The organism is Fusibacter sp. JL298sf-3 (assembly GCF_053842995.1).
On sequence record NZ_CM132608.1, the window covers coordinates 139,101 to 161,637 of the forward strand.

General features: G+C 45.0%; 22 protein-coding genes, 3 tRNA genes and 1 pseudogene. 20 read left to right on the plus strand and 6 right to left on the minus strand.

What is annotated here, in order from left to right:
* Nucleotides 1-15 precede the first annotated feature (15 nt).
* A complete protein-coding gene (locus ACR6HW_RS00645; RefSeq protein WP_455729242.1) occupies nt 16-1,002 on the plus strand; it encodes a LacI family DNA-binding transcriptional regulator in 987 nt (328 codons plus the stop codon).
* Nucleotides 1,003-1,026: 24 nt separating this feature from the next.
* On the opposite strand, the gene ACR6HW_RS00650 is transcribed toward ACR6HW_RS00645, so the two are convergent.
* Nucleotides 1,027-1,338 carry a metal-sensing transcriptional repressor gene (locus ACR6HW_RS00650; protein WP_455729243.1) on the minus strand — a complete coding sequence of 104 codons (312 nt, stop codon included), beginning with the start codon at nt 1,336-1,338 and terminating at the stop codon, nt 1,027-1,029.
* Between the two features lie 99 nt (nt 1,339-1,437).
* Here ACR6HW_RS00650 and ACR6HW_RS00655 point away from each other — a divergent pair, with 99 nt between their 5' ends.
* From ACR6HW_RS00655 to ACR6HW_RS00665, 3 genes are all read left to right on the plus strand, one after another.
* Nucleotides 1,438-1,932 carry an RNA polymerase sigma factor gene (locus ACR6HW_RS00655; RefSeq protein ID WP_455729244.1) on the plus strand — a complete coding sequence of 165 codons (495 nt, stop codon included), beginning with the start codon at nt 1,438-1,440 and terminating at the stop codon, nt 1,930-1,932.
* Nucleotides 1,925-2,794, plus strand: coding sequence for an RsiV family protein (locus ACR6HW_RS00660; protein WP_455729245.1), 870 nt, complete (start codon nt 1,925-1,927; stop codon nt 2,792-2,794). The genes ACR6HW_RS00655 and ACR6HW_RS00660 overlap by 8 nt, the downstream gene beginning before the upstream one ends.
* Before the next feature lie 136 nt (nt 2,795-2,930).
* Entirely contained in the window at nt 2,931-5,648 is a 2,718-nt protein-coding gene (locus ACR6HW_RS00665; RefSeq protein ID WP_455729246.1) for an EAL domain-containing protein, read from the plus strand.
* A 280-nt stretch (nt 5,649-5,928) separates the two neighbouring features.
* On the opposite strand, the gene ACR6HW_RS00670 is transcribed toward ACR6HW_RS00665, so the two are convergent.
* A tRNA-Leu gene (locus ACR6HW_RS00670) sits at nt 5,929-6,015 on the minus strand.
* 163 nt (nt 6,016-6,178) lie between these two features.
* On the opposite strand from ACR6HW_RS00670, the gene ACR6HW_RS00675 reads away from it, so the two are divergent.
* From ACR6HW_RS00675 to ACR6HW_RS00700, 6 genes are all read left to right on the plus strand, one after another.
* Entirely contained in the window at nt 6,179-6,748 is a 570-nt protein-coding gene (locus ACR6HW_RS00675; RefSeq protein ID WP_455729247.1) for an RNA polymerase sigma factor, read from the plus strand.
* A 15-nt stretch (nt 6,749-6,763) separates the two neighbouring features.
* Nucleotides 6,764-8,026 (plus strand): DUF4349 domain-containing protein, encoded by a 1,263-nt coding sequence (locus ACR6HW_RS00680; protein ID WP_455729248.1) that lies wholly within the window; start codon nt 6,764-6,766, stop codon nt 8,024-8,026.
* 147 nt (nt 8,027-8,173) lie between these two features.
* Complete coding sequence (gene polA, locus ACR6HW_RS00685; RefSeq protein ID WP_455729249.1) at nt 8,174-10,819, plus strand: DNA polymerase I; 2,646 nt, start codon at nt 8,174-8,176, stop codon at nt 10,817-10,819.
* On the plus strand, nt 10,806-11,423 hold the full coding sequence (coaE, locus tag ACR6HW_RS00690) for a dephospho-CoA kinase (RefSeq protein ID WP_455729250.1): 618 nt from the start codon (nt 10,806-10,808) through the stop codon (nt 11,421-11,423). The genes polA and coaE overlap by 14 nt, the downstream gene beginning before the upstream one ends.
* A gap of 61 nt (nt 11,424-11,484) precedes the next feature.
* A complete protein-coding gene (locus ACR6HW_RS00695) occupies nt 11,485-12,522 on the plus strand; it encodes a nicotinate phosphoribosyltransferase (RefSeq protein WP_455729251.1) in 1,038 nt (345 codons plus the stop codon).
* Nucleotides 12,523-12,588: 66 nt separating this feature from the next.
* Nucleotides 12,589-13,587 carry a sugar-transfer associated ATP-grasp domain-containing protein gene (locus tag ACR6HW_RS00700; protein WP_455729252.1) on the plus strand — a complete coding sequence of 333 codons (999 nt, stop codon included), beginning with the start codon at nt 12,589-12,591 and terminating at the stop codon, nt 13,585-13,587.
* A gap of 133 nt (nt 13,588-13,720) precedes the next feature.
* Here ACR6HW_RS00700 and ACR6HW_RS00705 read toward each other — a convergent pair.
* From ACR6HW_RS00705 to ACR6HW_RS00720, 4 genes and pseudogenes are all read right to left on the minus strand, one after another.
* A tRNA-Leu gene (locus ACR6HW_RS00705) sits at nt 13,721-13,806 on the minus strand.
* A gap of 159 nt (nt 13,807-13,965) precedes the next feature.
* Nucleotides 13,966-14,452 (minus strand): annotated as a pseudogene (locus ACR6HW_RS00710) (DUF6773 family protein).
* On the minus strand, nt 14,434-14,634 hold the full coding sequence (locus ACR6HW_RS00715) for a helix-turn-helix transcriptional regulator (protein ID WP_455729253.1): 201 nt from the start codon (nt 14,632-14,634) through the stop codon (nt 14,434-14,436). The pseudogene ACR6HW_RS00710 and the gene ACR6HW_RS00715 overlap by 19 nt, the downstream one beginning before the upstream one ends.
* Nucleotides 14,635-14,814: 180 nt before the next feature.
* Nucleotides 14,815-14,900 (minus strand) — tRNA-Leu (locus ACR6HW_RS00720).
* A 175-nt stretch (nt 14,901-15,075) separates the two neighbouring features.
* Here ACR6HW_RS00720 and ACR6HW_RS00725 point away from each other — a divergent pair.
* The 10 genes from ACR6HW_RS00725 to radC all read left to right on the plus strand — a co-directional run bounded on the left by ACR6HW_RS00725 (nt 15,076) and on the right by radC (nt 22,493).
* The gene (locus ACR6HW_RS00725; RefSeq protein ID WP_455729254.1) at nt 15,076-15,438 is read left to right on the plus strand and encodes a response regulator; all 363 of its coding nucleotides are present in this window, start codon (nt 15,076-15,078) and stop codon (nt 15,436-15,438) included.
* Between the two features lie 510 nt (nt 15,439-15,948).
* Complete coding sequence (gene rsxC / locus ACR6HW_RS00730; protein ID WP_455729255.1) at nt 15,949-17,262, plus strand: electron transport complex subunit RsxC; 1,314 nt, start codon at nt 15,949-15,951, stop codon at nt 17,260-17,262.
* 12 nt (nt 17,263-17,274) lie between these two features.
* Nucleotides 17,275-18,210 (plus strand): RnfABCDGE type electron transport complex subunit D, encoded by a 936-nt coding sequence (locus ACR6HW_RS00735; protein ID WP_455729256.1) that lies wholly within the window; start codon nt 17,275-17,277, stop codon nt 18,208-18,210.
* On the plus strand, nt 18,210-18,776 hold the full coding sequence (locus ACR6HW_RS00740; protein WP_455729257.1) for an RnfABCDGE type electron transport complex subunit G: 567 nt from the start codon (nt 18,210-18,212) through the stop codon (nt 18,774-18,776). The genes ACR6HW_RS00735 and ACR6HW_RS00740 overlap by 1 nt, the downstream gene beginning before the upstream one ends.
* Before the next feature lie 2 nt (nt 18,777-18,778).
* A complete protein-coding gene (rsxE, locus tag ACR6HW_RS00745) occupies nt 18,779-19,384 on the plus strand; it encodes an electron transport complex subunit RsxE (RefSeq protein ID WP_455729258.1) in 606 nt (201 codons plus the stop codon).
* A gap of 11 nt (nt 19,385-19,395) precedes the next feature.
* Nucleotides 19,396-19,977 (plus strand): electron transport complex subunit RsxA, encoded by a 582-nt coding sequence (gene rsxA / locus ACR6HW_RS00750; RefSeq protein ID WP_455729259.1) that lies wholly within the window; start codon nt 19,396-19,398, stop codon nt 19,975-19,977.
* Between the two features lie 15 nt (nt 19,978-19,992).
* Nucleotides 19,993-20,823: an RnfABCDGE type electron transport complex subunit B gene (locus ACR6HW_RS00755; RefSeq protein ID WP_455729260.1), complete on the plus strand. Its 831-nt coding sequence runs from the start codon at nt 19,993-19,995 to the stop codon at nt 20,821-20,823.
* A 164-nt stretch (nt 20,824-20,987) separates the two neighbouring features.
* Entirely contained in the window at nt 20,988-21,233 is a 246-nt protein-coding gene (locus tag ACR6HW_RS00760) for a DUF4321 domain-containing protein (RefSeq protein WP_455729261.1), read from the plus strand.
* Complete coding sequence (locus ACR6HW_RS00765; RefSeq protein WP_455729262.1) at nt 21,230-21,802, plus strand: Maf family protein; 573 nt, start codon at nt 21,230-21,232, stop codon at nt 21,800-21,802. Before ACR6HW_RS00760 ends, ACR6HW_RS00765 begins: the two co-directional genes overlap by 4 nt.
* Before the next feature lie 16 nt (nt 21,803-21,818).
* Nucleotides 21,819-22,493, plus strand: coding sequence for a RadC family protein (radC, locus tag ACR6HW_RS00770; protein WP_455729263.1), 675 nt, complete (start codon nt 21,819-21,821; stop codon nt 22,491-22,493).
* The last annotated feature ends 44 nt before the right edge of the window (nt 22,494-22,537 follow it).

Sequence of the window (22,537 nt, forward strand, 5' to 3'; positions counted from 1 at the left end):
TAAGGAAGTGGTGTAATGGCGACAACGATAAAAGATGTAGCAAAACTCGCCGGCGTCTCGCCCTCGACGGTTTCTAGGGTAATTTCTAACAACCCGAGGATTAGCGACGCGACGAAAAAGACGGTATACGAGGCAATGCAGACGCTGAAATACACCCCAAATGCCAGTGCGAGAAATCTGGCAAAGGCGACGACGAAAACCATTGGCTTAATCATTCCCAATAAAGACGAAAATTTGTTTAAAAATCCGTTTTTTATATTGGCTATGCGCGGCATCAGCTTGTATGCGCAAAAATGCCATTATAAGATTATGTTCAACTACAGCCCAAATCCCGAGGCCGATCTCAATTTTGTCAGGGAGTTTGTACACTCGAAATGGGTGGATGGCATCGTGTTGTTAACGGCTTATGAAAACGACCGATGTATCGACTACCTCAGTGAAAACAATTTTCCGTTTGTGGTTATTGGTCGACCTGAAAACACGTCGGATATTTTGTGGGTAGACAACGACAACTTTGAAGCGACGTATTCACTTGTGAACAGACTCGTGGAAAAGGGGTACCGAAGAATAGGTTTTCTAGGTGGTCCGAGTCGCCATGTTTTTTCCAAGGATCGATTGGAAGGGTATAAAAGAGCACTTAATATGCGGAGCTTTGGCGTCGATGACACACTGGTGGTCGAGGCGGATGATTTTACGGCTGAGCACGCTTATGAAGCGATGAAACGCTTCCCGCAGGAGGCCATGCCGGAAGTCATTGTAACTACAGATGACCTTTTGGCTTTTGGCGTACTGAAATACTGTAGGGCACATGGGCTCGACACTAAAGTGACGGGGTTTAACAACACGACGTTGTGTGAGTACCAGACGCCGCCGCTGACTTCGGTGGACATTCAGGCGGAGTCCCTTGGCTATCAGGCGGCGAAACTTCTAATTAAGAAAATAGAAGGCAAACAGTTGCTGACCAATCATCATATAGTGGGAACGACTTTGATAGAACGCTAAAAGGAGGCCGATGGGCCTCCTTATCTATTTCATGAGTTTTCCGATGGTCTTTAGCATTTCGTCGATGATTTCGTAGTCGCCGTTTTCAACACGGTGAATCATACATGTGTGCATGTGGTGTTCGAGCAATGATTTGCTCAAGCTGCTTAATGCCGATTGTGCAGCGGCAATCTGATTGAGGATGTCATCGCAATAGGCGTCCTTTTCAATCATGCCTTTAATCCCTCTGATTTGTCCTTCGATTCGACTGCATCGATTGGTCAAGTTTTTTTTCAATTGATCTCCGCGTTGCGTGCTTCGCGAGCAGTTGACGCATGTGTTTTTATCCGTGTCCATTAAAGCCTCCTGTTCTCATAAATTATTATAAAGACTCGCAAACTTTTTGTAAAGGTCTCTCGTCTTACGGATGGATGACAAATAGGATTGGAGAAGTGTGTGAAGCGTAAATTAAATGCTCTAGAAGCGTATATAATGGAAAATAAAGAAAATCATTACCGATTTGCTTACAGTTATGTTAAAGATCCTAACGACGCACTGGACGTCGTACAGGAGAGTATCTTAAAGTCAATGGAAAAAGTACATCAGTTGAGAGACGAAAAAGCTATAAAATCCTGGTTTTATCAAATTATCGCGCGTACGGCGCTGGATTTTATCAAAAAAGAACAGCGGTGCACTGCTTCTGAACTGTCTGTAATCGAATACCGTTTACCGTCTTACGAAGATCGGTATGAAGATTTGGATTTAAAAAAGGCATTGGCTTTCTTGCCTTATGAATACCGCGTGATTGTTCATCTCAGATTTTTTGAAGCGTTCAAAATAGATGAAATTGCAGGGATACTAAATCTCAATATCAATACCGTAAAGACGCGGCTTTATTCTGCGCTGAAGAAGCTGAGAATTGAGTTAGAGGAAGGGTGTTATTATGAATAAAATCGATGATTTGAGAGAGGGTATAATGGACGTGACAATTCCGGAGCGACTGGATGCGGTTGTAGAGAATGCATTGTTGGCGGGGAGGCGACGTCATAAACTTAGAAAAATCAAAATCCGTCTCGTTGGAGTGGCGGCATCGCTCGCGGTGGTCGTAGGGGCGGCGAATCTCAATCCGGTAATCAGCAATGCTTTAAGCGAACTGCCTATTATCGGCGAGTTTGTAAAAGTCATCACCTTTAGAGATTGGCATATTGAAGAGGGAACGATGGCGCTAAACTTGTCGGTACCCCATCTAGACGGCATTGGAAACAGTGCTTTAGAAGCGGAGCTCAACGACAAATATTTGAAAGAGTATGAAGTGTTGTACGAAGCGTTTGTAGAGGATATGAAAGCGTTAGAAGGTACCGGTGCACATTTGGGTATAGACGCCAACTTCTTTATCGTCACCGATACACCGCGTGTTTTTACATTGGGACGCTATTACGTCAATACCGTAGGCTCGTCGTCCACAACGATTGCCTACGATAACGTCGATCCCGAGCTCGGGATTCTGTTGAAACTGAGCGATTTCTTTACAGACGACAGCTATATTGAGGTTATCAGCGGAGAGATCCGGCGACAAATGGGGATTCAGATGGCTACGGACTCTCAAAAAGCGTATTTTACAGATGAAAATGGCAAGCTGTATTTTGAAAGAATTAAGAGCGACCAGGCGTTTTATATTACGGCTGAAGGGCGTTTGAGGATCTCCTTTAACAAATACGCTGTCGCGCCTGGTTCAATGGGCGTGGTAGAGTTTGAAATCCCTTATACTGCACTCAAAGGTCTCCTAAGAGACCAAGTGTATATACGGCCCTAAAAAAGGGCCACTCCAGTTGGCGTGGCACCTGTTTTTTTGGTGCAAACGTTTCCTCGTTTTTACTGAGATTAACAATTTATGCTATTAAACTCTATGTATTGGGGTATAAGCCATCCTAAGGGGAGGAGTTTTCCGTATGAAAATTGGTTTTAAAAACAAGGAGATGCGTTTAGGTTCGAATCTGTTGTTTTTTCTGGTGATTGTAGTAGCGGTTAATTTACTGCTTTCGCTGTTTTTTAGATACATACGCTTTGAAGAAATTAATGAACTAAAAAAACGTCAGGAAATTACAACTGAGATTACGGATTTTTTTGTTACGGACAGTTTTAAGGATGTTTACGAGTCGGTAATGGTATTAAGGGATACAGCGGAAATTCAAAATTTTATTGAGAAGAAAGGCGCTACACCGGTTCACGATATAGAAAAATTGTTCTACCGATACGCTGAAACGCATGAGAGTCTTACGCAAATTAGGTTGATTTGTCCCAATGGGTTTGAACTGGCACGTATCAATCGAAAGGGCGATGTCATAACGGTCGTGGATGAAGAGGCGTTACAGGATAAGTCGGAGCGCAATTACTTTATCACTGCTTTGGCCCTGACGCCGGATCAAATGTATATTTCGGACTTTAACTTGAATATTGAAAATGGACAAATTGTCGAGCCTTTTGAACCGACCATTCGATTTTCGGTAAAAGTGTACAATCAGTCGGGTGACTTTTCGGGGATGCTGGTTTTGAACTACGACGGCGTCGATTTCTTGAGTGTTATACAGGAACTAGAGAAGACCGGTGTGAGTTCTATAGAAATTGGCCTGCTCGATTTAAACAATTATTGGTCGCTCACGCGTTTAAACGACTCGGCGTACATCAAACTGAATATGGAGAGCGGCACGTCAGGTGTAATGCGCCATATACTCGATGAAGCACTTGAAAAAAGCTTGGAAAATGAGGCTTTTGGCTACTTTGAGAGCGAGGGTGCTTATTACTATTATCGGCGTTTAGATGAAAGTCACAATGAAAACTACATCTTTGAGGGAGATGGTTACAGGTGGTATTTTATCAGTGCCTTTCAACTGAAAAAAGACATCGTCCACGGGCACCCGATTCTCGATAACAAAGGGGGCATACGCGTTGCCCTGTCGTTTATCGCCTTGGTTCTGGCTGTTGGTTTTGCGGAATTTATGAAAAAACGCGCCGCTAAAAATCTCATGCTTTTGACGTCGACGTATATTTCAAACAATACGCACGATGGCATTGTCATCGTAAACGATAGAAAAGAAGTGGTCTTTAGCAATCGTGTTTTTGAGGATATTTTTGGGTACGATAATTTAACGCGTTCAAAGCAGGACATCCGCGAATTGTTCGACGGTAAAATTGATACCAATGAAGAGACTGGGTTGCAAGATACCCTTTGGGAAGGGAATGTTTGGAATCGCTCTAAATCGGGGTACTTAATCTGTAAACATCTATTGATTAAAGCGGTACGCGATAAGAAGAACAGAGTGGTATATTATATAGGTATTTATTCAAATCCCGTTGAAACCATCGCTCCGCGCTATGTGCTGGACAGCATAAAGCAACTGTCTGATTCCGAGATGACGATTGTGTCCAGAGGGGTTGACGATGCTGTGGCTTCTGAAAATTACTTTGTCGTCGCTGTGCAGTTAACGGGAAAGCTCAAACACGTTTTAGGTGCCAGTCAGTCGTTACAGGGGAAGTTTGTCGATGTTTGCGTCAATGAGGTTGTTACGGACCCAGTTCTAAAAATAATAGCAATGCCTCAGCCGGATTTGTTGTTGTTGGCTTCGCCGTACAGTGATACTTATATCAAGCAGGACGAAGGGCATCTTTATGAAATGTCTTTAACAGAACGGATCGTTAAAGAAATAGATTATTTGCTGAAGAAAGCGGTTATATTAATGTCGCTAACGAGTATCGATCTCGAATATATTTCGGGATTGGCCTTTAAAATGACGGGTGATACATCCAAGACAGTGGTTGAAAATTCGATGATTGCTTTGGAGGCGCTTGAAAAACTCCATACGTCTAAATATTTGATCTACGAACCGAGACACAAACAGTTTGTTCGCGAGTTGAACCTCATAAGGGGTAAATTGAAACACGCTTTCTTAGACAACGAGTTCTATGTCCTCTATCAACCGCAAATTGACTTTGAAACTGACGAGGTGTTTGGTGTCGAAGCTTTGGTACGGTGGCGCAATAAAGACATAGGCGACGTACCACCAGGACGCTTTGTCAGCGTTTTAGAAGAGACGGATGACATCCTGAAGCTGGGGAAGTTTGTTGTCAAGCGCGTGCTGACGGATTTCTCTAAGATGGCGTTAACAAAACCACTGCGCCTATCGATCAACTTGTCCGGAAAGGAATTTGTCAACGACGAAGTCGTCGAGTACCTCATGCGCTTAATAGTGGAGAACCCAATTGAAAATATCAGCTATTGCTTTGAGATAACGGAGACGACATTGGTGCGGAATCTCGAGATTGCCAATGGGGTTATTGCACGGTTAAAAGATGCGGGGATAGAGATTGCCATTGACGACTTCGGCACTGGGTACTCATCACTGGGCTATTTAAAAGCACTTAATGCAGACGAGTTTAAAATCGATCGCATGTTTATCAAGGACTATCCAGACGAAGACGACGGCAAAATATTAAAAGCCATTACGAGGATGGTTTCGGAAATCGGCGTTTCTATTATTGTGGAAGGGATTGAAACAGAGGCGCAGTATGGGTTTGTCAAAGCGCTAGGCTGTCAAGGGTACCAAGGGTATTATCGATCTAAGCCGCTTGAGTTTGAAACGTTTAAAGACATGTTAGAAGGAGGGGGTTAAGGAGAGTTGGGTAGAAAGGGCAACTGCGAAACGGTTGTGAGGTAAAGAGGATAAACCACCTGTGGACAGGGTGGTTTGTTTCTTTTGAGAAAAGTGGTTATTGCTCATCGGCATTTGATGCACTGAGAACGCAAACAACATGCGTAATGCCTTCGGCATCACGAACCGCTTTTCGCTGACGGCTTTCCGCGTTGAATAGTCGCGGTAAGCCTTTTGGCTCAAATCTTGTTGTCAAATAAAAAACGGACAGGTTTTCTTAAGAAAACTTGTCCGTTTAGCTTGGTGCCGAAGGCGGGAATCGAACCCGCACGCTCCGAAGAGCTCTGGATTTTGAGTCCAGCGCGTCTGCCAGTTCCACCACTTCGGCTTGGCACTCCCTTATATTATCATAGACTTAATACTTTGACAAGAGGTTTTATCAAAAAAGGTGCATGTATTTTGAAAATATGCGATAATGGAACTAATTCACGGGACATTACGTCTAATTACTAAACACCTATTCGGTGTAAATAGGAGAAAGGGGAGCGCTTATGGAATCTAAGCTCATTGCTGAGAGCATTAGCGGAGATGTGGCCAGTTTCGAGAAACTGATCGAGCAGTACAATCGCTATGTCTACAACATCGCGTATCGTATGATGGGCAACGAAGAAGATGCTAAGGACATGGCTCAAGAAGCGTTGATAAAAGCTTACAAACATATAAAAACGTTTAAGCAAGAATCCAACTTTTCAACATGGCTTTACAGAATTGTAATCAATGCCTGTAAAGATGAACTCAGAAAGAGACAAGCTTCTGCCATATCGCTGGATGCAGAAATTGGGGAAAACAGCAGAGTCGGCGATGTTATTGAAGATAAAAATCACAGTGTCAATCCCGTTATCGTCTACGAACAATTGGAACTCAGAAATGAAATACAAAGTGCACTGGATACATTGTCGGAAGACGCTAAAATAGTAGTTGTATTGAAAGATATCATGGGTTATTCGTATCAAGAAATCGGAGAGATACTTGAAATCCCTATAGGAACAGTGCGCTCGAGACTCAACCGAAGTCGACAGAGTTTAAAAGCGCAATTGAGTTTGCAACTGTCCGATATTTAGAAAGGGGGAACCGATATGAAGTGTACAGAATCCATGTTGCTTATGAATGCCTATATAGATGGCGAAATAAGCGAACGAGAGCTTAAGCGACTCGAAAGTCATCTCGCTTCCTGTGAAGCGTGTACTGTCGAGTTTGAAGAATTAAAATTTATGAAGAGTACGATGGAGGAGATGCCGATGAAAGCCCTTCCTGTAGGTTTTGAGGAAGAACTGCACTTTAATTTATTGCGCGTCGCCAGTTCCGATTTGGCCAATGCCGTCGTACAAGAAGAGACGGTGTGGCATAAACTAAAGCGATTTTTAACAGACCGAAGGGTTTTGGTCGGTGTTGCAACATTTGCGGTCATTGGATTTGCCTTTGTTTTTAAAGGTGGCCTACCTGTAAGCGATTTGGATATGGCTTACGAGGAAAGTGATAGGGCGCCACGGGAGATGATGAAAGAAACTTTGACCATGGGTGAGGACAAAGGTGAAGATGCCGACTATGGTGATATCACTGCCGATGCAGAAGGTGCGACTGTTGCCAATGTAGTGGCGGAAGAAGCGCCGGTGTCGACTTCGACACGAGATGCGGCGTACCTGTATAGGACAGAGCGCATGATTATTCGAAATGCCTCAATTGGCCTTGAAGTTGAAGATTACGATGGTGTCAAGTGGTCTCTAGTGGAGAAAGTCGACGAGTTAGGCGGCTATGTGGAAAACGAAGAGACGTGGCGTACGAAGTTTGATGCTTATGAGCTCAAACACGGTGAGATGCAGTTGCGTGTACCGGTAGAAAGCTACGATGTCATACTAGAACTCGTTAAGAGTCTTGGGCGTGTCGACTACGAAAATGTCAGTGCCAATGACATTACCAAGCAGTATCGAGACACGGCGGGGTTGATTGAGAACCTTAAAATCACGGAGACCCGATTGCGTGAACTCTTGAAAGAGGCGGTATCCGTAGAAGATGTCTTGACCATTGAGAACGAGTTGACGCGTATACGCAGCCAAATTAACGGTTACGAAGTTCAAATGAAGAATTGGGAAACGTTGGTGGACATGACGACAATCCACCTTCAAGTTCAAGAAGTCAAATCGCTGGAACCGCGTATCAACCCGATTGACGACAACATTTGGAAAAAAGCCACAAAAGGGCTTTATCAGACGATTAATGGCATTAAAAGCCTCTTCGAAGAGTTTATCATCGCCGTAGTCGCGTATTTTCCTATTTGGCTTCCTGTACTCATTGTCGTCGGCGGGAGTGTAGTTGTTTGGAAAAGAAAAAAAGTTAAATAGGAAACCCCGTAAAGGTGTAGGCGTTGGTCTGCACCTTTTGCATTGTGTAAAAAACTTGAGCCATCGGTACCGCCCACTCGTGAACTCGTGTAAATACGCTGTAGTTATGCTATAATTTAAAGAGAGTGAAGAGAAGGGAGAATTTAGATGGACAACAAGACAATCGTTATCGTAGACGGTAACAGTTTAATAAATAGAGCTTATTTTGCCATGCGTGAATTGAAAAACTCTAAAGGGGTTTATACAGGCGGTGTTCACGGCCTGATGTCGATGGTTCTCAATCTACAAGAACGCTTTGAGCCCAGTCATTTTTGTGTGGCATTTGATTTGAAAGGCCCCACGTTTAGACATCAAACGTATGAGGCTTATAAGGGGACGCGTAAAGGGATGCCAGACGAACTGGCAATGCAAATGCCGATTGTGAAGGAGTTGCTCGATATTCTTAAATTACCGCGCGTAGAGTTTCAAGGGTTTGAGGCGGATGATCTCATCGGTACCATCGCCTGCCGTTATCGGTCTGAAGGCTATGCGGTACACGTTATTACAGGGGACAAAGATGCGCTGCAACTGGTGGCGCACGGCGTCGACGTCTATATAACTAAAAAAGGCATTAGCCAACTGAAGCACTATACCGATGCAGACGTTTATGAAGAGTTAGGCGTTCATGCCAATCAGGTCATCGACTTTAAGGGGTTGAGTGGCGATACTTCCGACAACATTCCCGGAATTCCCGGTATTGGCCCTAAAACAGCTTCTAAATTGCTCGAAACCTTTGGGACGGTGGAACAACTGATACAGTCCAGTGATGCCATAGAAAATAAACGTCAACGGGGATTGGTGGAAACCTATGAAGAGCAGGCGCTTTTAAGCAAACGCCTTGCAACCATCTGTACGGAAGTCCCTATTGAATACACATTAGAGGATTTTCAAATTGGTGAACCCGATTACGCAGAGGTGGTGGAACGCTTTGGCTATTACGAGTTGAAAAGTTTGATGCAAAAGGTCCAAGGTGAGCAATCTGAAGCCCTTCAAACAGAAACAGTGGATTTCAAATGCGTTGAGGTGGACACTTTGGCAGCGCATTTGGCGCAGGCGTCGGAAGTCGTGGTTTCTGTTTGTGCCGACGGTAAGTGGCAAGAAGCTTTTGAGGTGCAAAGTATTGGTTTTAAAACCAAAGACGCTGTGTACCTTTTAGAAAAACCGTCGCGGGAAGCGCTTTGTACGCTAAAGCCTCACTTTGAAAACGAGGCGCTTAAGAAGTACGCTTTTGACGTCAAGCCGCTTTATTTGTATTTGATGGCCTTGGATATTGAGCTAAAAGGGGTTGTCTTCGACGGTACGATTGCATCGTACCTACTGGAACCGGATCAAAAGACGTATGCTGTAGACGACATCTTCTTAAATTACCTCTCCGGGCACATTTTATCGGAGGAACAACTGCTTGGAAAAGGGGCAAAGAAAAAAGCGTATGGCGATATTCCGAAAGAAGAACTTGCCGCTTATAACGCGTCGGTGTTGTGTGCGGTAGACGCGCTCAGAACGGTGTTAAAGGAAAAGCTGGAAGAAAAGGGCTCGTACAAGTTGTTTGAGACTGTCGAAGTGCCATTGGTGAAAGTGCTCGCAGAGGTGGAGTTCAACGGGTTTAAAGTCGATACACAGGCACTGGACGAAATCGATACTCAGCTGAAGGAGCAGATTGGCACCATCGAAAAGACCATCTACGATTTAGCTGGACGCACGTTTAATATCAACTCGCCAAAGCAACTTGGCGTCGTGCTTTTTGAAGAACTGGGGTTAACGCCAATTAAAAAGACGAAGACTGGGTATTCCACCAGCCATGATGTGTTGGAAAAGCTTATGAAAGACCACGCCATTATCGAGGAGATTATCGAGTACCGAACCTATACCAAACTGAAGTCCACTTATGTGGACGGTTTACGCGAAGTCGTGGTACCGGAGACGCACAGAATTCATACCTCGCTTAATCAGACCGTTGCCGCCACTGGGCGTTTGAGCTCAACAGAGCCTAATTTACAAAATATTCCCATTCGCTTGCCTTATGGGCGCAAGATACGTAAGTTCTTTGTCGCCGATGCAGACAGCGTGCTCGTCGCTGCCGATTATTCGCAAATTGAACTGCGCGTGTTGGCACATTTGTCAAAAGACGAGACACTGATAAACGCGTTTATGAACGATGTTGATATTCATACCTTGACGGCCTCCCAAGTATTTGGCATCGCCAAGGAAGCCGTTAACGGCGGACAGAGAAGCCATGCAAAGGAAGTCAACTTCGGTATCGTCTACGGCATGGGGGATTTTGGACTTTCTGAAAGCCTGCGCATTACGCGAAAGGAAGCTAAGAATTATATTGAGAGTTACTTTAAGACCTACCCGCGGGTACAGGCGTTTATGGATGAGGTCATCGCCGATTGTCACGAAAAAGGTTACGTGTCCACAGTGCTTGGCCGGACGCGTTCGGTACCTGATATCAACAACAAGAACTTCATGATTCGATCGGGTGCGGAGCGGGTTGCGCGCAATACGCCGATTCAAGGTTCAGCTGCGGATATTATTAAACTGGCGATGTTGAAAGTGCAGTCGGCTTTAAAAGAAGGCGGGTATAAGAGTCGAATGATTCTTCAGGTACACGATGAGTTGATTCTCAACGTTCTGGAATCGGAGAAGCCCTCTGTGGAAGCACTCCTCAAAAACTGTATGGAAGAAGCTTACCAGTTGGAAGTACCTTTAAAAGTCGATGTCAATTCGGGTAGGAGTTGGTATGATGTTAAGTAACAAAACGCTTTTTATAGGACTAACAGGATCTATCGGAACGGGTAAGAGCACCGTGACTCGCTATCTGAAGTCAAAGGGGCTGCCGGTTATCGATGCCGATGTATTGGCTAAGCGCTGTTTGGAAGTAGGCGCTGCCGGGCATGTAGAAGTTGTGGAAATATTTGGCGCCTCTTATTTGGCTGCCGATGGGACAATTGACCGCGTTAAGCTTGGGCAACGCGTCTTTTCAGATGAAAGCGCCAGGGTGAAACTGAACGCCATTGTACACCCCAAAGTGCGCGCAATGATGTGGGAAGCGTATGAAGCGCTTTCGTCGGAACACCCGGTTGTGTTTGCAGATGTGCCGTTGCTGATCGAATCGGAAATGACGTCTATCTTTGATTCGATTTGGGTGGTCTACGCCACTTACGAGCAGTCTTTGAAACGCATTATGGCGCGAGATGGGTGCTCGACGACATTAGCGGCACAAAAGCTCAACGCACAAATGTCCATAGAGGATAAAATAGCTTTTGCCAACACAGTTGTTTACAACGATACGACAACAGATGAATTGTATGAGCAAATTGATCGACTTTTAGCAGCTCTCGCATTAAACATAGATTGAATTTACTTGTCAAATTGCGTATAATGATATGGACTAACATCTCTAGGAAGGAACGTAACCAATGAAGGAGCTAAAGCATTTAAAGGACATTGACGACATAACCGTAGATGAGCAGCGCGTTATGCACAGTGCGACACATGAAGAAATCATCTCGGGACGTACGACAGATGTGTATTTCCTGAGAACTTTGGATATATTGAGTGAGCTCGAGCTCGCTGATGCACAAGTTGTCGCTGAAATATTTCCGAGAAAACCCGGGGTATTGGCGGGAATGGATGAATGTTTGAATTTGTTAAAGGGCAAAAATCTCAAAGTTTGGGCGCTTGAAGAAGGGGAAACTTTTGAAAAAAAAGATACTGTCTTGCGAATAGAGGGCGCTTATAAGGATTTTGCAATATTTGAAACGACGCTGTTGGGGATGCTCGCCAGTGCTTCGGGATGGGCAACTGCATCTCGTCGTGTGAAAGAAGCTTGCGGGGACAAGTTCTTCTTGTGCTTTGGCGCCAGACATGTGCACCCGGCAGTAGCGCCTGTAATGGAGCGGGCTGCTGTTGTAGGTGGCGCCGGTGGTGCCAGCTGTATCTTAGCGGCCAAATTAAGTGGCATTGAGCCCTCTGGAACGGTACCGCATTCTGCAATGCTCATTGGAGGCGACACGTTGCGCGTAGCGGAAGTGTACGATCGCATTGCCGACCCGGCGCACAATCGAATCGTCTTGGTGGATACGTACAAAGATGAAGTGGAAGAGGCTATTAGAGTGGCTGAAGCGTTAAATGGTAAACTCTATGGCATTCGCTTAGATACGCCAAGTGAGAGAGGTGGCGTGTCGGAAGGGCTTGTCAAGGAAATGCGTGCTAAGCTGGATTTGGCGGGATTTGAAGCGGTTAAAATATTCGTTTCAGGTGGTTTAACACCTGAGCGCATTGAATTGTTAAGTGTGGCCGGTGCTGACGCCTTTGGTGTCGGTAGCTATATTTCAGCAGCATCGCCGATTGATATGACAATGGATGTCAAAGTGGTAAATGGTAAGCCTGTAGCCAAACGCGGCAGGATACCGGGGGTTGTAGAAAATCCTAAGTTAAAACCGATTGACGTGTAAGCGGCGTTGATTTTAAACTAAAGCGTGAGCAATCACGCTTTTTTAAGTGGTCTAGGAGGAGAGCGCGTGGGCAAATTAAACTATTTGGTTTCGAGAATTTTTCGAATGAATTACAAACAGTTTTTTAGTAAAATTGATGACATGCATCGTGTGTCGGGAAAGTCTAGAGGAAGGCTTTTTTTGGATGTGGTTTGGTGCGGTGTTAGGTACTCTGCAGGGTATATGGACTACGCTTTGTTTGAGTTTTATCTTTTAGACAGCGCCAAACGCAAGACCTATCTCACACGTGGCCAGAACAACGCGTTGGTAAAGAAGATCAATCATGCGGAAGACGCGCGCGTTTTTACAAAAAAAGCCCGTTTCTTAGAAGCCTTTAGGCCTTTTATCGGTAGAGAATGGCTTGATTTTACTGCGGTGGACGCGGAACAATTTAACCGGTGGTTGGTGAACAAAGACGCTATTTTTGTAAAACCCATGAGCGGTTGCGGCGGCAGCGGCGTTGCGCTTTTAAAAGACGAGGCGCTGAGAGTACCAGACCTCTATACGCGTTTAAAAAAAGACGGTGTAGGCGTGGTGGAAACACCTCTCGTTCAGCACGACGGGATGAGCGCGTTAAACGCGTCTTCTATAAACACCCTTAGGATTGCCACAATGGTGGGCGACGACGGGCGTGTAGAAGTGTTGTATACTTTCGTTCGCATGGGGAGAGGTGCGGCGGTAGATAACTTTAACGCAGGGGGGATGACAGCCAAAGTCGATTCAATTACCGGTCAAGTGATCACCGATGCGGTGGATAAAAGTGGACAACTCTATGCGCACCATCCTGTAACAGGGGTTGCCCTTAAAGGGTTTCAAATTCCGCTTTGGCAAGAAGCTGTAGCGCTGGCGAAGACCGCGGCGCTACAGTTTCCCCGAGTACGCTATGTGGGATGGGATGTGGCGGTAACCCCATCTGGGCCGGCGCTTGTGGAAGGCAATGAATACCCTGGGCACGACCTCCCTCAAATGTCAATTTTTTTGACTGACAACGTGGGGCTGTTACCGATGTTTAAAAAGTATCTGTAGGACGTTCTGCACACCTGAGCGGTTCTCAAAAGTATAAATTTCCGGCAGAAGTGTGTGGCTGCCGGGTTTTTATGCGCTATAAACACAATAAAAAAGCCATCTACGAGAGTCGAATCTCATAAATGACTTTTATTGGTGCAGATGATGGGACTTGAACCCATACGAGCCTAAGCTCACTACCCCCTCAAGATAGCGTGTCTGCCATTCCACCACATCTGCGTGTATGTCTTGGTGCCTTGCGACTTTTTTATTATATTAGTATTAGGAATAAAAGTCAACAGTTTTTTTTAAAAAAGCCAAACTTTTTTATAACATCGCCAAGACGACGCACTTTGAGTCGTGAAAAACAACTGTCAAACGTAGGCGTTATTGAGCACGCTACTCATCTTCGTCTAGACGCCGTTCTATTTTTTCTTGTTTTCTCATGTTGGCAAGGTATACGAGTTTCAGTACGATAAAGGCCATCAGCGTAGCGCTTATAAAGGTTATTCCCGCTACTAAGAAGGTGTTGAGGCCAATGGGGAGAGGGGTGGCGTCGTTGTACTTTGCGTAGTTGAGAACCGTATTGATAACGGCAACAGTAAGACCACAGACGAGGCTGTTGGTCTTGTCCTCTTTTTTTAGTGGCGAAGAGCGTGTTACCACTTAAAAGGTTGCGAAACACAATGTAGAGTGATGAGGCGACAAACAGAACGACTTCTACTGCATATTGCGCGAAGGAAGCACTAAATAAGTATTGCTGAACCAAAACAGAAATGAGCAATCCGATCCAAACGATGTTAAAAGCGTCGCTTCCGATTTTTCTTTTTTGTGCCAATACCCGTTCATCTTGTTGTACACGTTTTTTTATAGTGATTCCTCCCAAAATAAATCGTTTAGTGTTTTACCAAGTGCCCTGCATATTGCTATGCATAAATTTAGAGTCGGGTTGTAATCGCCGGATTCTATTAAACCAATTGTCTGTCGAGTGACACCGACGGCTTTCGCCAAGTCATTTTGCTTCATATCGCATTCTATTCGAGCGATTTTCATTCGCTTATTTTTCATGTATGACCTCCTTATAGTGCATGGTATAATAAATAGATTGCATTATGTCAGATATATATTGCATTTATCTCGAAAAAAGTACAGCCTTCTCAAGAGGGCTGTTGTAAATGATAGCCTGCATATCCGGTTGCTAAATAAAAAAATCATGCTTGGGCTCAAAAGCTCAAACATGATTTCTATTGGTGCAGATGATGGGACTTGAACCCATACGAGCCTAAGCTCACTACCCCCTCAAGATAGCGTGTCTGCCATTCCACCACATCTGCAAATGTGTTCGGCGCGTCTTGCGACTTTTTTATTATATTAACATTGGCATTGAAAGTCAATAGTTTTTTTGAAAAAAGAAAGATTTATTTCTCAAGTGTGTTTTGTCAGTAGGTAAATGGGGAATAAAAACAAGAAGAGCGGCCTACAATTCAGCTAAAATTAGGAGGGATTCTATTGGGAAAAAAAGTTTTAGTCGTCGATGACGCAATGTTTATGCGGAAGATGATCAGCGACATTCTAACAAAAGCCGGATACGAAGTCGTCGCTGAAGCGAGTAATGGCGACGAAGCCTTTGCTAAATATAAAGAGCATCAACCCGATTTGGTGACGATGGACATCACCATGCCGGATGTTAACGGCATAGAGGGGGTAAAGAAAATCGTAGCGGCTTATCCGGAAGCAAAGGTCTTGATGTGCAGCGCTATGGGGCAGGAAACGATGGTTATCGAGTCGGTAAAGGCCGGTGCCAAGGGGTTTCTGGTTAAGCCTTTTGTCGCTGAAAAAGTGTTGTCAGAAGTTGAAAAATTATTAGGTTAGTGAAAAAAACCGCTTTGTTGCGATGCAATATGGCGGTTTTAACGCGTTTGAATACACGCAATAGTTCGAATAAAAAAACTTTGTCGATATTGACATGGAATTAACAGTTTGCCTGGTATGATTTGGCAAACTTTTTAACCGTTGATTATGAAAAAAATAGAAAAGTATAGGTACTTTCCTGTTCTTTTGATTACAAAAGTATTATAATATAGGGAGCATTAGACGGAGCACGCCCACTTCAGCTGTCGATGAACTGTGCGTTTTTTTCATTGCATTCACTGTTAAAAAATTAACCAGTGGAGTATTAGAATCATTGGAATTTCAATGATTGTTAATTGACCTCACTCTTTTATTGTAGTAAAATGTTAGTTGGAGTGAGTGAAATTGTATACAGTATCCTAATGCAAAACCTAAACGATGCCCGTCTGGACACGTATGTGAAAGGCTTGGCAATTTTTTAGGTGACGACAATTTCTTTTAATGGCTAAAATCTAATAAAGGGGTGAGTATATGGGACTTCTAACTTTTAATGGCGGTATTCATCCACCACATGCTAAAAAATATACAGAGCATTTGGCAATCGAAAACTACTTGAATCCTCAAGTCGTTGAGATTCCACTGAGACAGCATATTGGTGCGCCATGTGAACCCATAGTTAAGAAGGGTGACGCTGTAAAGGTAGGACAGCGCATCGGATCCAGTGAGTCGTATGTTTCGGCTCATGTACACAGTTCGGTTTCTGGTGTTGTAAAAGATGTGAGACGACAATTTACAGCATACGGTAACGACATTTGTGTCATCATTGAAAACGACGGAGAAGAGACACCACACGAGAGTGTCGTGCCGAAGCCGGACTACAAAACGTTGTCGGGCCAAGCCATCGTCGATATTATCAAAGAAGCGGGGATTATCGGTATGGGGGGTGCGGGCTTCCCAACACATGTCAAATTGTCTCCGCCAAAAGAAAAACCTATTGACACCATTGTTCTCAATGGTGCGGAATGCGAGCCGTATTTGACCTGTGACCATCGTCTAATGCTTGAAGACAGTGCTTCCATTGTACATGGGCTTCAAATACTTATGCACGCATTGGCGGTGAAAAAAGCGTTTATCGGGATTGAAAACAACAAACCAGATGCGCTTGAAAAAATGACTTCTGCCGCAAAGGGAACGGGCATCGAAGTCGTGGCACTTAAAACCAAATACCCTCAAGGGGCTGAAAAGCAGTTGATTTATGCGTGTACTAAAAAAGAAGTGCCTTCAGGCGGCCTGCCGATGGATGTCGGCGTGGTGGTCAACAATGTGGCGACTGCGGCTGCAATCAGCACGATGTTTAAAACAGGTATGCCTTTGGTGGAACGCGTGTGTACTGTCACCGGTGGGGCGATAGCTTCTCCGAAAAACATTCGATTTAAAGTCGGCACAGTTATTTCGGAACTGATTCAATTTGCCGGTGGCTATAAAACAACACCGGGTAAAATCATTTTCGGCGGTCCTATGATGGGTGTGGCACAGATTTCAGATCAACTGCCTGCGATGAAAAATACGTCGGGTATCCTCGTCTTTGACGCAGAGGAAGCTAAGATTCCGGAACCACAACTCTGTATCAAATGTGGCAAATGTGTCAGTGTGTGTCCTGCAAATCTCTTGCCTATTCAAATCAGTGCTTATGCAATAAGCCATCACTATGACAAAGCAGAATCACTCAATGCACTCGACTGTATTGAATGCGGCTCGTGTGCGTTTATTTGTCCTGCTAAGCGACCGTTACTTGAGTCAATTCGAGTTGCCAAGCGAGAGATTCTCGCACGTAGAAGAAAATAGGGGGAGCGAAAAATGGAAAATATACTCAAAGTATCCTCATCGCCTCATATACGTTCGAACGACTCGAACAAAAAGATTATGAGGGATGTAGCAATTGCGCTGACACCTGCTGCTGCGTTCGGCGTGTACAACTTCGGCTTTAGAGCGCTACTTGTTCTCGTCGTCTCTATTCTGTCTGCTGTTGCAACAGAATGGGCCTGTCAGAAACTGCGCAAGGTGCCTGTGACGATTGATGACTTCAGTGCCGTTGTAACAGGGTTGCTTCTCGGTATGAATTTGCCGGTGTCGGTGCCGATTTGGTTGCCGGTAGTGGGCAGTATTTTTGCTATTGCCATTGTGAAGCAAGCCTTTGGCGGACTTGGACACAACTTTATGAACCCGGCACTGGCAGCGCGTGCGATGCTCGTAGCTTCATGGCCGGTAGATATGACTACGTGGACGGCAGTTAAAGCTGACGCCGTTTCCACAGCGACGCCACTGGGCATTTTAAAAGAGGGTCTCGATGTACAGTTGCCTTCGTTGGGCGATGCCTTGCTCGGTACTGTCGGCGGTTGTATCGGTGAGACATCTGCTATTCTATTAATTTTAGGTGGTGTTTACCTTATTTTCAGAGGGGTTATATCGCCGAGAATTCCATTGATGTATATAGGAACGTTTGGCGTTTTGGCCTTTTTCTTTACGGGGTTTAACGCCTATGAAACAATGCTCCACCTGTTTACTGGCGGCTTGATGATCGGTGCCTTTTTCATGGCAACAGATTATGCGTCTTCTCCAATTTCTGCAAAAGGACAGTACATCTACGCCTTTGGCATTGCGCTTTTGACGGCGATTATACGTTTTCACGGTGGGTTTCCAGAGGGCGTTTCGTACTCAATTCTCATTATGAATGTCGCTGCACCGCTTATTGACCGTTATACAAAACCTAAAGTGTTTGGAGGTGCCAAGTAATGAAAGAGATTCTTAAATTAGGCTTGGTATTAGCGCTGGTTTGTATGATTGCAGCGGTAGCGCTTGCCGGAACGAATGAACTGACAAAGGACAAGATTGTGGAGCAACGCTTCTTGGCCAATGAAAAGACAAAAAAAGAAGTGTTGGCAACAGCGGAACGGTTTGAAGACCTCGCTGAAGACCAACTGTTGGCTTTGCAAGAAACACACCCTGAAGTTGTAGAAGTCTCTATTGGGAGAGATGCCGGCGGCACTGCAGTGGGCTATGTGATCAAGGCGTTATCCAATGGGTATGGCGGCGCTGTTGAGATTATCACGGGCATCGACAGTGAAGGCGTCCTATCCGGTGTACGTGTCGGCAATCACCAAGAGACACCGGGACTCGGTGCTAAGGCAAAGGAAGCGTTTTTCTACGATCAGTACACGGGTCTTTCTGCCGATGAAAAACTTGGAACGGATGCTGTAGACGCTATTGCCGGTGCAACCATTACGTCAAATGCGGTAACGCGAGGCGTCAATTTTGCTGTAGATGTCTATGGTGAAATTGTTTTAGAAGGGGGGCAATAAGCGTGAAAAAGACGAGAATTTTTTTAAACGGGTTAATAAAAGAGAATCCGGTATTTATACAGTTGCTGGGCATGTGTCCGACATTGGCGGTAACGACATCTGCCAAAGACGGTATCGGTATGGGCCTTGCGACAACTGCGGTGCTTTTATGTTCCAATTTGGTTATCGCTTTGCTTAGAAAAGTCGTACCTTCTAAAATTAGAATTCCGATTTATATCGTGGTCATTGCCAGCTTTGTAACGATGGTTGGGATGTTAATGGAAGCTTTTGTGCCGACGCTCTTTAATTCGCTCGGACTCTTTATTCCACTCATTGTCGTCAACTGTGTCATTTTAGCGCGAGCGGAATCCTTTGCTTCAAAAAACAAGGTGTCCGATGCGTTTGTAGACGGACTGGGAATGGGACTTGGCTTTACATTGGCGCTCGGTTTATTGGGTGCTGTAAGAGAGCTTTTCGGAAATGGGTCAGTTTTCGGATTGAGCCTCTTCGGTGCTGCTTACAAGCCGGCTCTCATTATGATTCTCCCGCCGGGCGCTTTCTTGGCACTTGGTCTGTTGTTGGCACTTTTCAACGCTATTGCGCTTAGAAAAAAAGCGGATGCTGAATAGGAGGAAACGTTTTGGAAAATGCGAGCTTATTTGTCATTATGGTCAGCGCCGTTCTGGTCAATAACTTTGTTCTATCGAGATTTTTAGGGATTTGTCCATTCTTAGGTGTTTCAAAGCAAGTTGAAACTGCCGTTGGCATGGGGATGGCGGTGACGTTTGTAATGACCATCGCCGGCCTTGCCACTTACTTGGTTCAAATATATATTTTGCAAAAGTTCGGTCTTGAGTTTTTACAGACGGCGGCTTTTATCTTGGTTATCGCCTCTTTGGTTCAGTTTGTTGAAATCGTTCTTCAAAAGTTGAGTCCGACGCTTTACCAAGCTCTAGGCGTGTTCTTGCCTCTAATTACGACAAACTGTGCTGTATTGGGCTTAGCGCTTTTAAATATTCAATACAAGTTTAATTTGATGCAGACAATGGTACACTCTTTCTTTGCCGCAATCGGCTTTTCGTTGGCGATTATCCTTCTGGCGGGTATCCGAGAGAAGTTAGAAACATCAGATGTTCCGGCGCCTTTTAAAGGGTTTCCTATTACACTGATTACCGCCAGCTTGATGTCAATAGCCTTTTTAGGTTTTCAAAATTTGGTTTAGTAAAGGGGAGCGACTATGGATACAAACATCATATTAAAAGCGGCGCTCAGCCTCAGTGGTTTGGGGCTTGTCTTCGGTGCTGGGTTGGCATTGGCGTCACAAAAGTTTGCAGTTGAAGTCGACCCGAGGGTGTCTGCAGTGCGAGAGGCCGTCCCCGGCGCCAACTGCGGTGCCTGTGGATTTCCGGGATGCGACGGCTTTTCGGTTGCCGTTGTCGACGGCAGAGCGCCGGTTAACGGCTGTCCTGTCGGCGGTGCTGAATGCACAGCTAAAATAGCAGAAATCATGGGTCTTTCGGCTGAAGCCGGCGTGAAGAAAGTGGCGCGCGTCAAGTGTGAAGGTCACCTTGACAATTGTCAAAATCGTTACGATTACGACGGCTTTGACAGTTGTGTGGCGGCGAATATGCTCAACGGTGGCCCCAAACAGTGTCTGTATGGGTGTATGGGGTTCGGCACCTGCGTACAGGTCTGTCCTTTTGATGCCATCTTTATCAACCACAAAGGCTTGGCTGAAGTGGATAAAGACAAATGTACTGCGTGTAACAAATGTATTGAAGCCTGTCCGAAAAAAGTGATTGAACTCGTGCCGTACGATCAATTGACCATCGTCAATTGTAACAACAAAGAGCGCGGCGGTCACGTTAAAAAGAACTGCAGTGTGGCGTGTATCGCCTGTGGGCTCTGCGAGCGCAATTGTCCGCACGACGCCATTCACGTGGTCAACTTATTGGCGGAAATCGATTACGATAAATGTACCAACTGTATGATTTGTGTAGAGAAGTGCCCGACCAAAGCAATTGAAGGCGATTTAACACTGAGAACAGTTGAACAAGCAGAAGCGTAAATGAATAGACTCTCTAATGCCTTACAGGAATGTAAGGCATTTTCTTTGACAACTAGTTGTATTTGAAGGCTTTAGATGCTAAACTAATAGATAGGTTCAAAGATAAAAAAATGTAAAATTTAGGATTTTGAATTGTAAAATTGTGGTATAATAAAGGGGTAGTTATGAGAGCGAAAAGCAATGGGCTGGTCTTATTGGTTTTATTATTGGTCGGTGCTGTCTTCGGCAGTATAATAGGTGCGGCGCTTGGCGACGTTATTCCGATACTCAACGTCGGGCGAACCATAGGGGTTAAACCCTTTGTGGTGGACCTCAGTGCCATCGTTGTGACCTTTGGTCTGTCGTTGAGTTTGAATCTCGCCAGCATTATAGGCACTATTATCGCCTTTGTGGTATACAAGAAGCTATGAGAATCATTTTAGCTTCGGCGTCTCCGCGACGCATCGAGTTACTGAACCAATTTGGCATAGCTTTCGAAACAATCCCCAGTCACATTGAAGAACAAACCGCTGTTGGCGATGCGCCTGAAAAAACAGTGATGGCCTTATCTTTCTTGAAGGCAGACGCCATTTCAAAGGCACATCCCGATGCCCTCGTTATTGCAAGCGACACGATTGTGTACGATTACGAGGCGCTGGGGAAACCCGGCGACCAAGAGGCTGCAATTGAGATGCTTCGCCGACTAAGCGGTAAGGCGCACTGCGTGTATACAGGCGTTGCTTTGTTGCACCGGGCATCCGGCAAAAAAGTCGTATTTTATGAGAAGACGACAGTTGTCTTTAATGAGCTGTCAGAGGCTGAAATCATCCGCTACGTCGATAAGGCGAAGCCTCTTGATAAGGCGGGTGCATACGGTATTCAAGGGATTGGCGCGCTTTTGGTCAATGCCATTCAAGGTGATTATTACACGGTTATGGGATTGCCGCTCTCACATTTGAATCGACAGCTCAAAGACCACTTCGGGCTTGAGCTTCTGTAAATGGAGGAGCCGTTAAATGCTAAAAAAATTACCCTTGGAAGAGCGTCCTAGAGAAAAGATGATGCACTTAGGTGCTATGGCGCTTTCCAACTCTGAACTGTTGGCGATAATTATTAGAACGGGAACGCGCAACACGTCGGCTATTGACGTTTCGAGAAAGGTACTGGGGACGCTTGAAGGCGATTTTTCAGAGTTGTCTCAAGCGACTTTGGAAGAACTTTGTGCCGTCGACGGTATTGGCGAATCTAAAGCTTGCCAAATACTTGCGGCGATTGAACTCGGTAAACGCCTCAATACCACTGCGCTAAAGCGAAAAGTGCGGTTGGCGAGTCCAAGAGATGTCATTCGATATTTTTCAGCAGAACTTTCTCAACTCCGCGTGGAAAAGTTTATTGGTGTTTTTTTGAATACGAAAAGTGAAGTGATCAATTGGGACGTGATTTCAGTCGGCACACTCAATGCCGCTATTGTCCACCCGAGAGAAGTCTATTCAAGGGCTTTAAAACGCTCTGCGGCTTCGCTTTTGGTTTTGCACAACCACCCCTCTGGGCATCCGGCACCAAGTCGAGAAGACCGTTTGATAACAGAGCGGCTGGATGAAGTGGGTAAAATTATGGGGATTCCCCTAATTGATCATATAATTATAGGGTATAACGATTATTACAGTTTTAAGGAAGAAAATCAACTTTAAGCCAAAAGCACCTCGCGGTCTTTTTGAGCTTTGTGAAAGGATAA

Excerpts from the sequence above, each read along its gene's own strand:
- coaE (WP_455729250.1), top strand. The coding sequence starts at position 10,806 with ATGATGTTAAGTAACAAAACGCTTTTTATAGGACTAACAGGATCTATC.
- ACR6HW_RS00755 (WP_455729260.1), top strand. The coding sequence starts at position 19,993 with ATGGATACAAACATCATATTAAAAGCGGCGCTCAGCCTCAGTGGTTTG.
- ACR6HW_RS00645 (WP_455729242.1), top strand. The coding sequence starts at position 16 with ATGGCGACAACGATAAAAGATGTAGCAAAACTCGCCGGCGTCTCGCCC.
- ACR6HW_RS00715 (WP_455729253.1), bottom strand. The coding sequence starts at position 14,634 with ATGAAAAATAAGCGAATGAAAATCGCTCGAATAGAATGCGATATGAAG.
- ACR6HW_RS00680 (WP_455729248.1), top strand. The coding sequence starts at position 6,764 with ATGAAGTGTACAGAATCCATGTTGCTTATGAATGCCTATATAGATGGC.
- ACR6HW_RS00735 (WP_455729256.1), top strand. The coding sequence starts at position 17,275 with ATGGAAAATATACTCAAAGTATCCTCATCGCCTCATATACGTTCGAAC.
- polA (WP_455729249.1), top strand. The coding sequence starts at position 8,174 with ATGGACAACAAGACAATCGTTATCGTAGACGGTAACAGTTTAATAAAT.
- ACR6HW_RS00660 (WP_455729245.1), top strand. The coding sequence starts at position 1,925 with ATGAATAAAATCGATGATTTGAGAGAGGGTATAATGGACGTGACAATT.
- ACR6HW_RS00740 (WP_455729257.1), top strand. The coding sequence starts at position 18,210 with ATGAAAGAGATTCTTAAATTAGGCTTGGTATTAGCGCTGGTTTGTATG.
- ACR6HW_RS00695 (WP_455729251.1), top strand. The coding sequence starts at position 11,485 with ATGAAGGAGCTAAAGCATTTAAAGGACATTGACGACATAACCGTAGAT.
- radC (WP_455729263.1), top strand. The coding sequence starts at position 21,819 with ATGCTAAAAAAATTACCCTTGGAAGAGCGTCCTAGAGAAAAGATGATG.
- ACR6HW_RS00675 (WP_455729247.1), top strand. The coding sequence starts at position 6,179 with ATGGAATCTAAGCTCATTGCTGAGAGCATTAGCGGAGATGTGGCCAGT.
- ACR6HW_RS00760 (WP_455729261.1), top strand. The coding sequence starts at position 20,988 with ATGAGAGCGAAAAGCAATGGGCTGGTCTTATTGGTTTTATTATTGGTC.
- ACR6HW_RS00765 (WP_455729262.1), top strand. The coding sequence starts at position 21,230 with ATGAGAATCATTTTAGCTTCGGCGTCTCCGCGACGCATCGAGTTACTG.
- ACR6HW_RS00665 (WP_455729246.1), top strand. The coding sequence starts at position 2,931 with ATGAAAATTGGTTTTAAAAACAAGGAGATGCGTTTAGGTTCGAATCTG.
- rsxC (WP_455729255.1), top strand. The coding sequence starts at position 15,949 with ATGGGACTTCTAACTTTTAATGGCGGTATTCATCCACCACATGCTAAA.
- ACR6HW_RS00650 (WP_455729243.1), bottom strand. The coding sequence starts at position 1,338 with ATGGACACGGATAAAAACACATGCGTCAACTGCTCGCGAAGCACGCAA.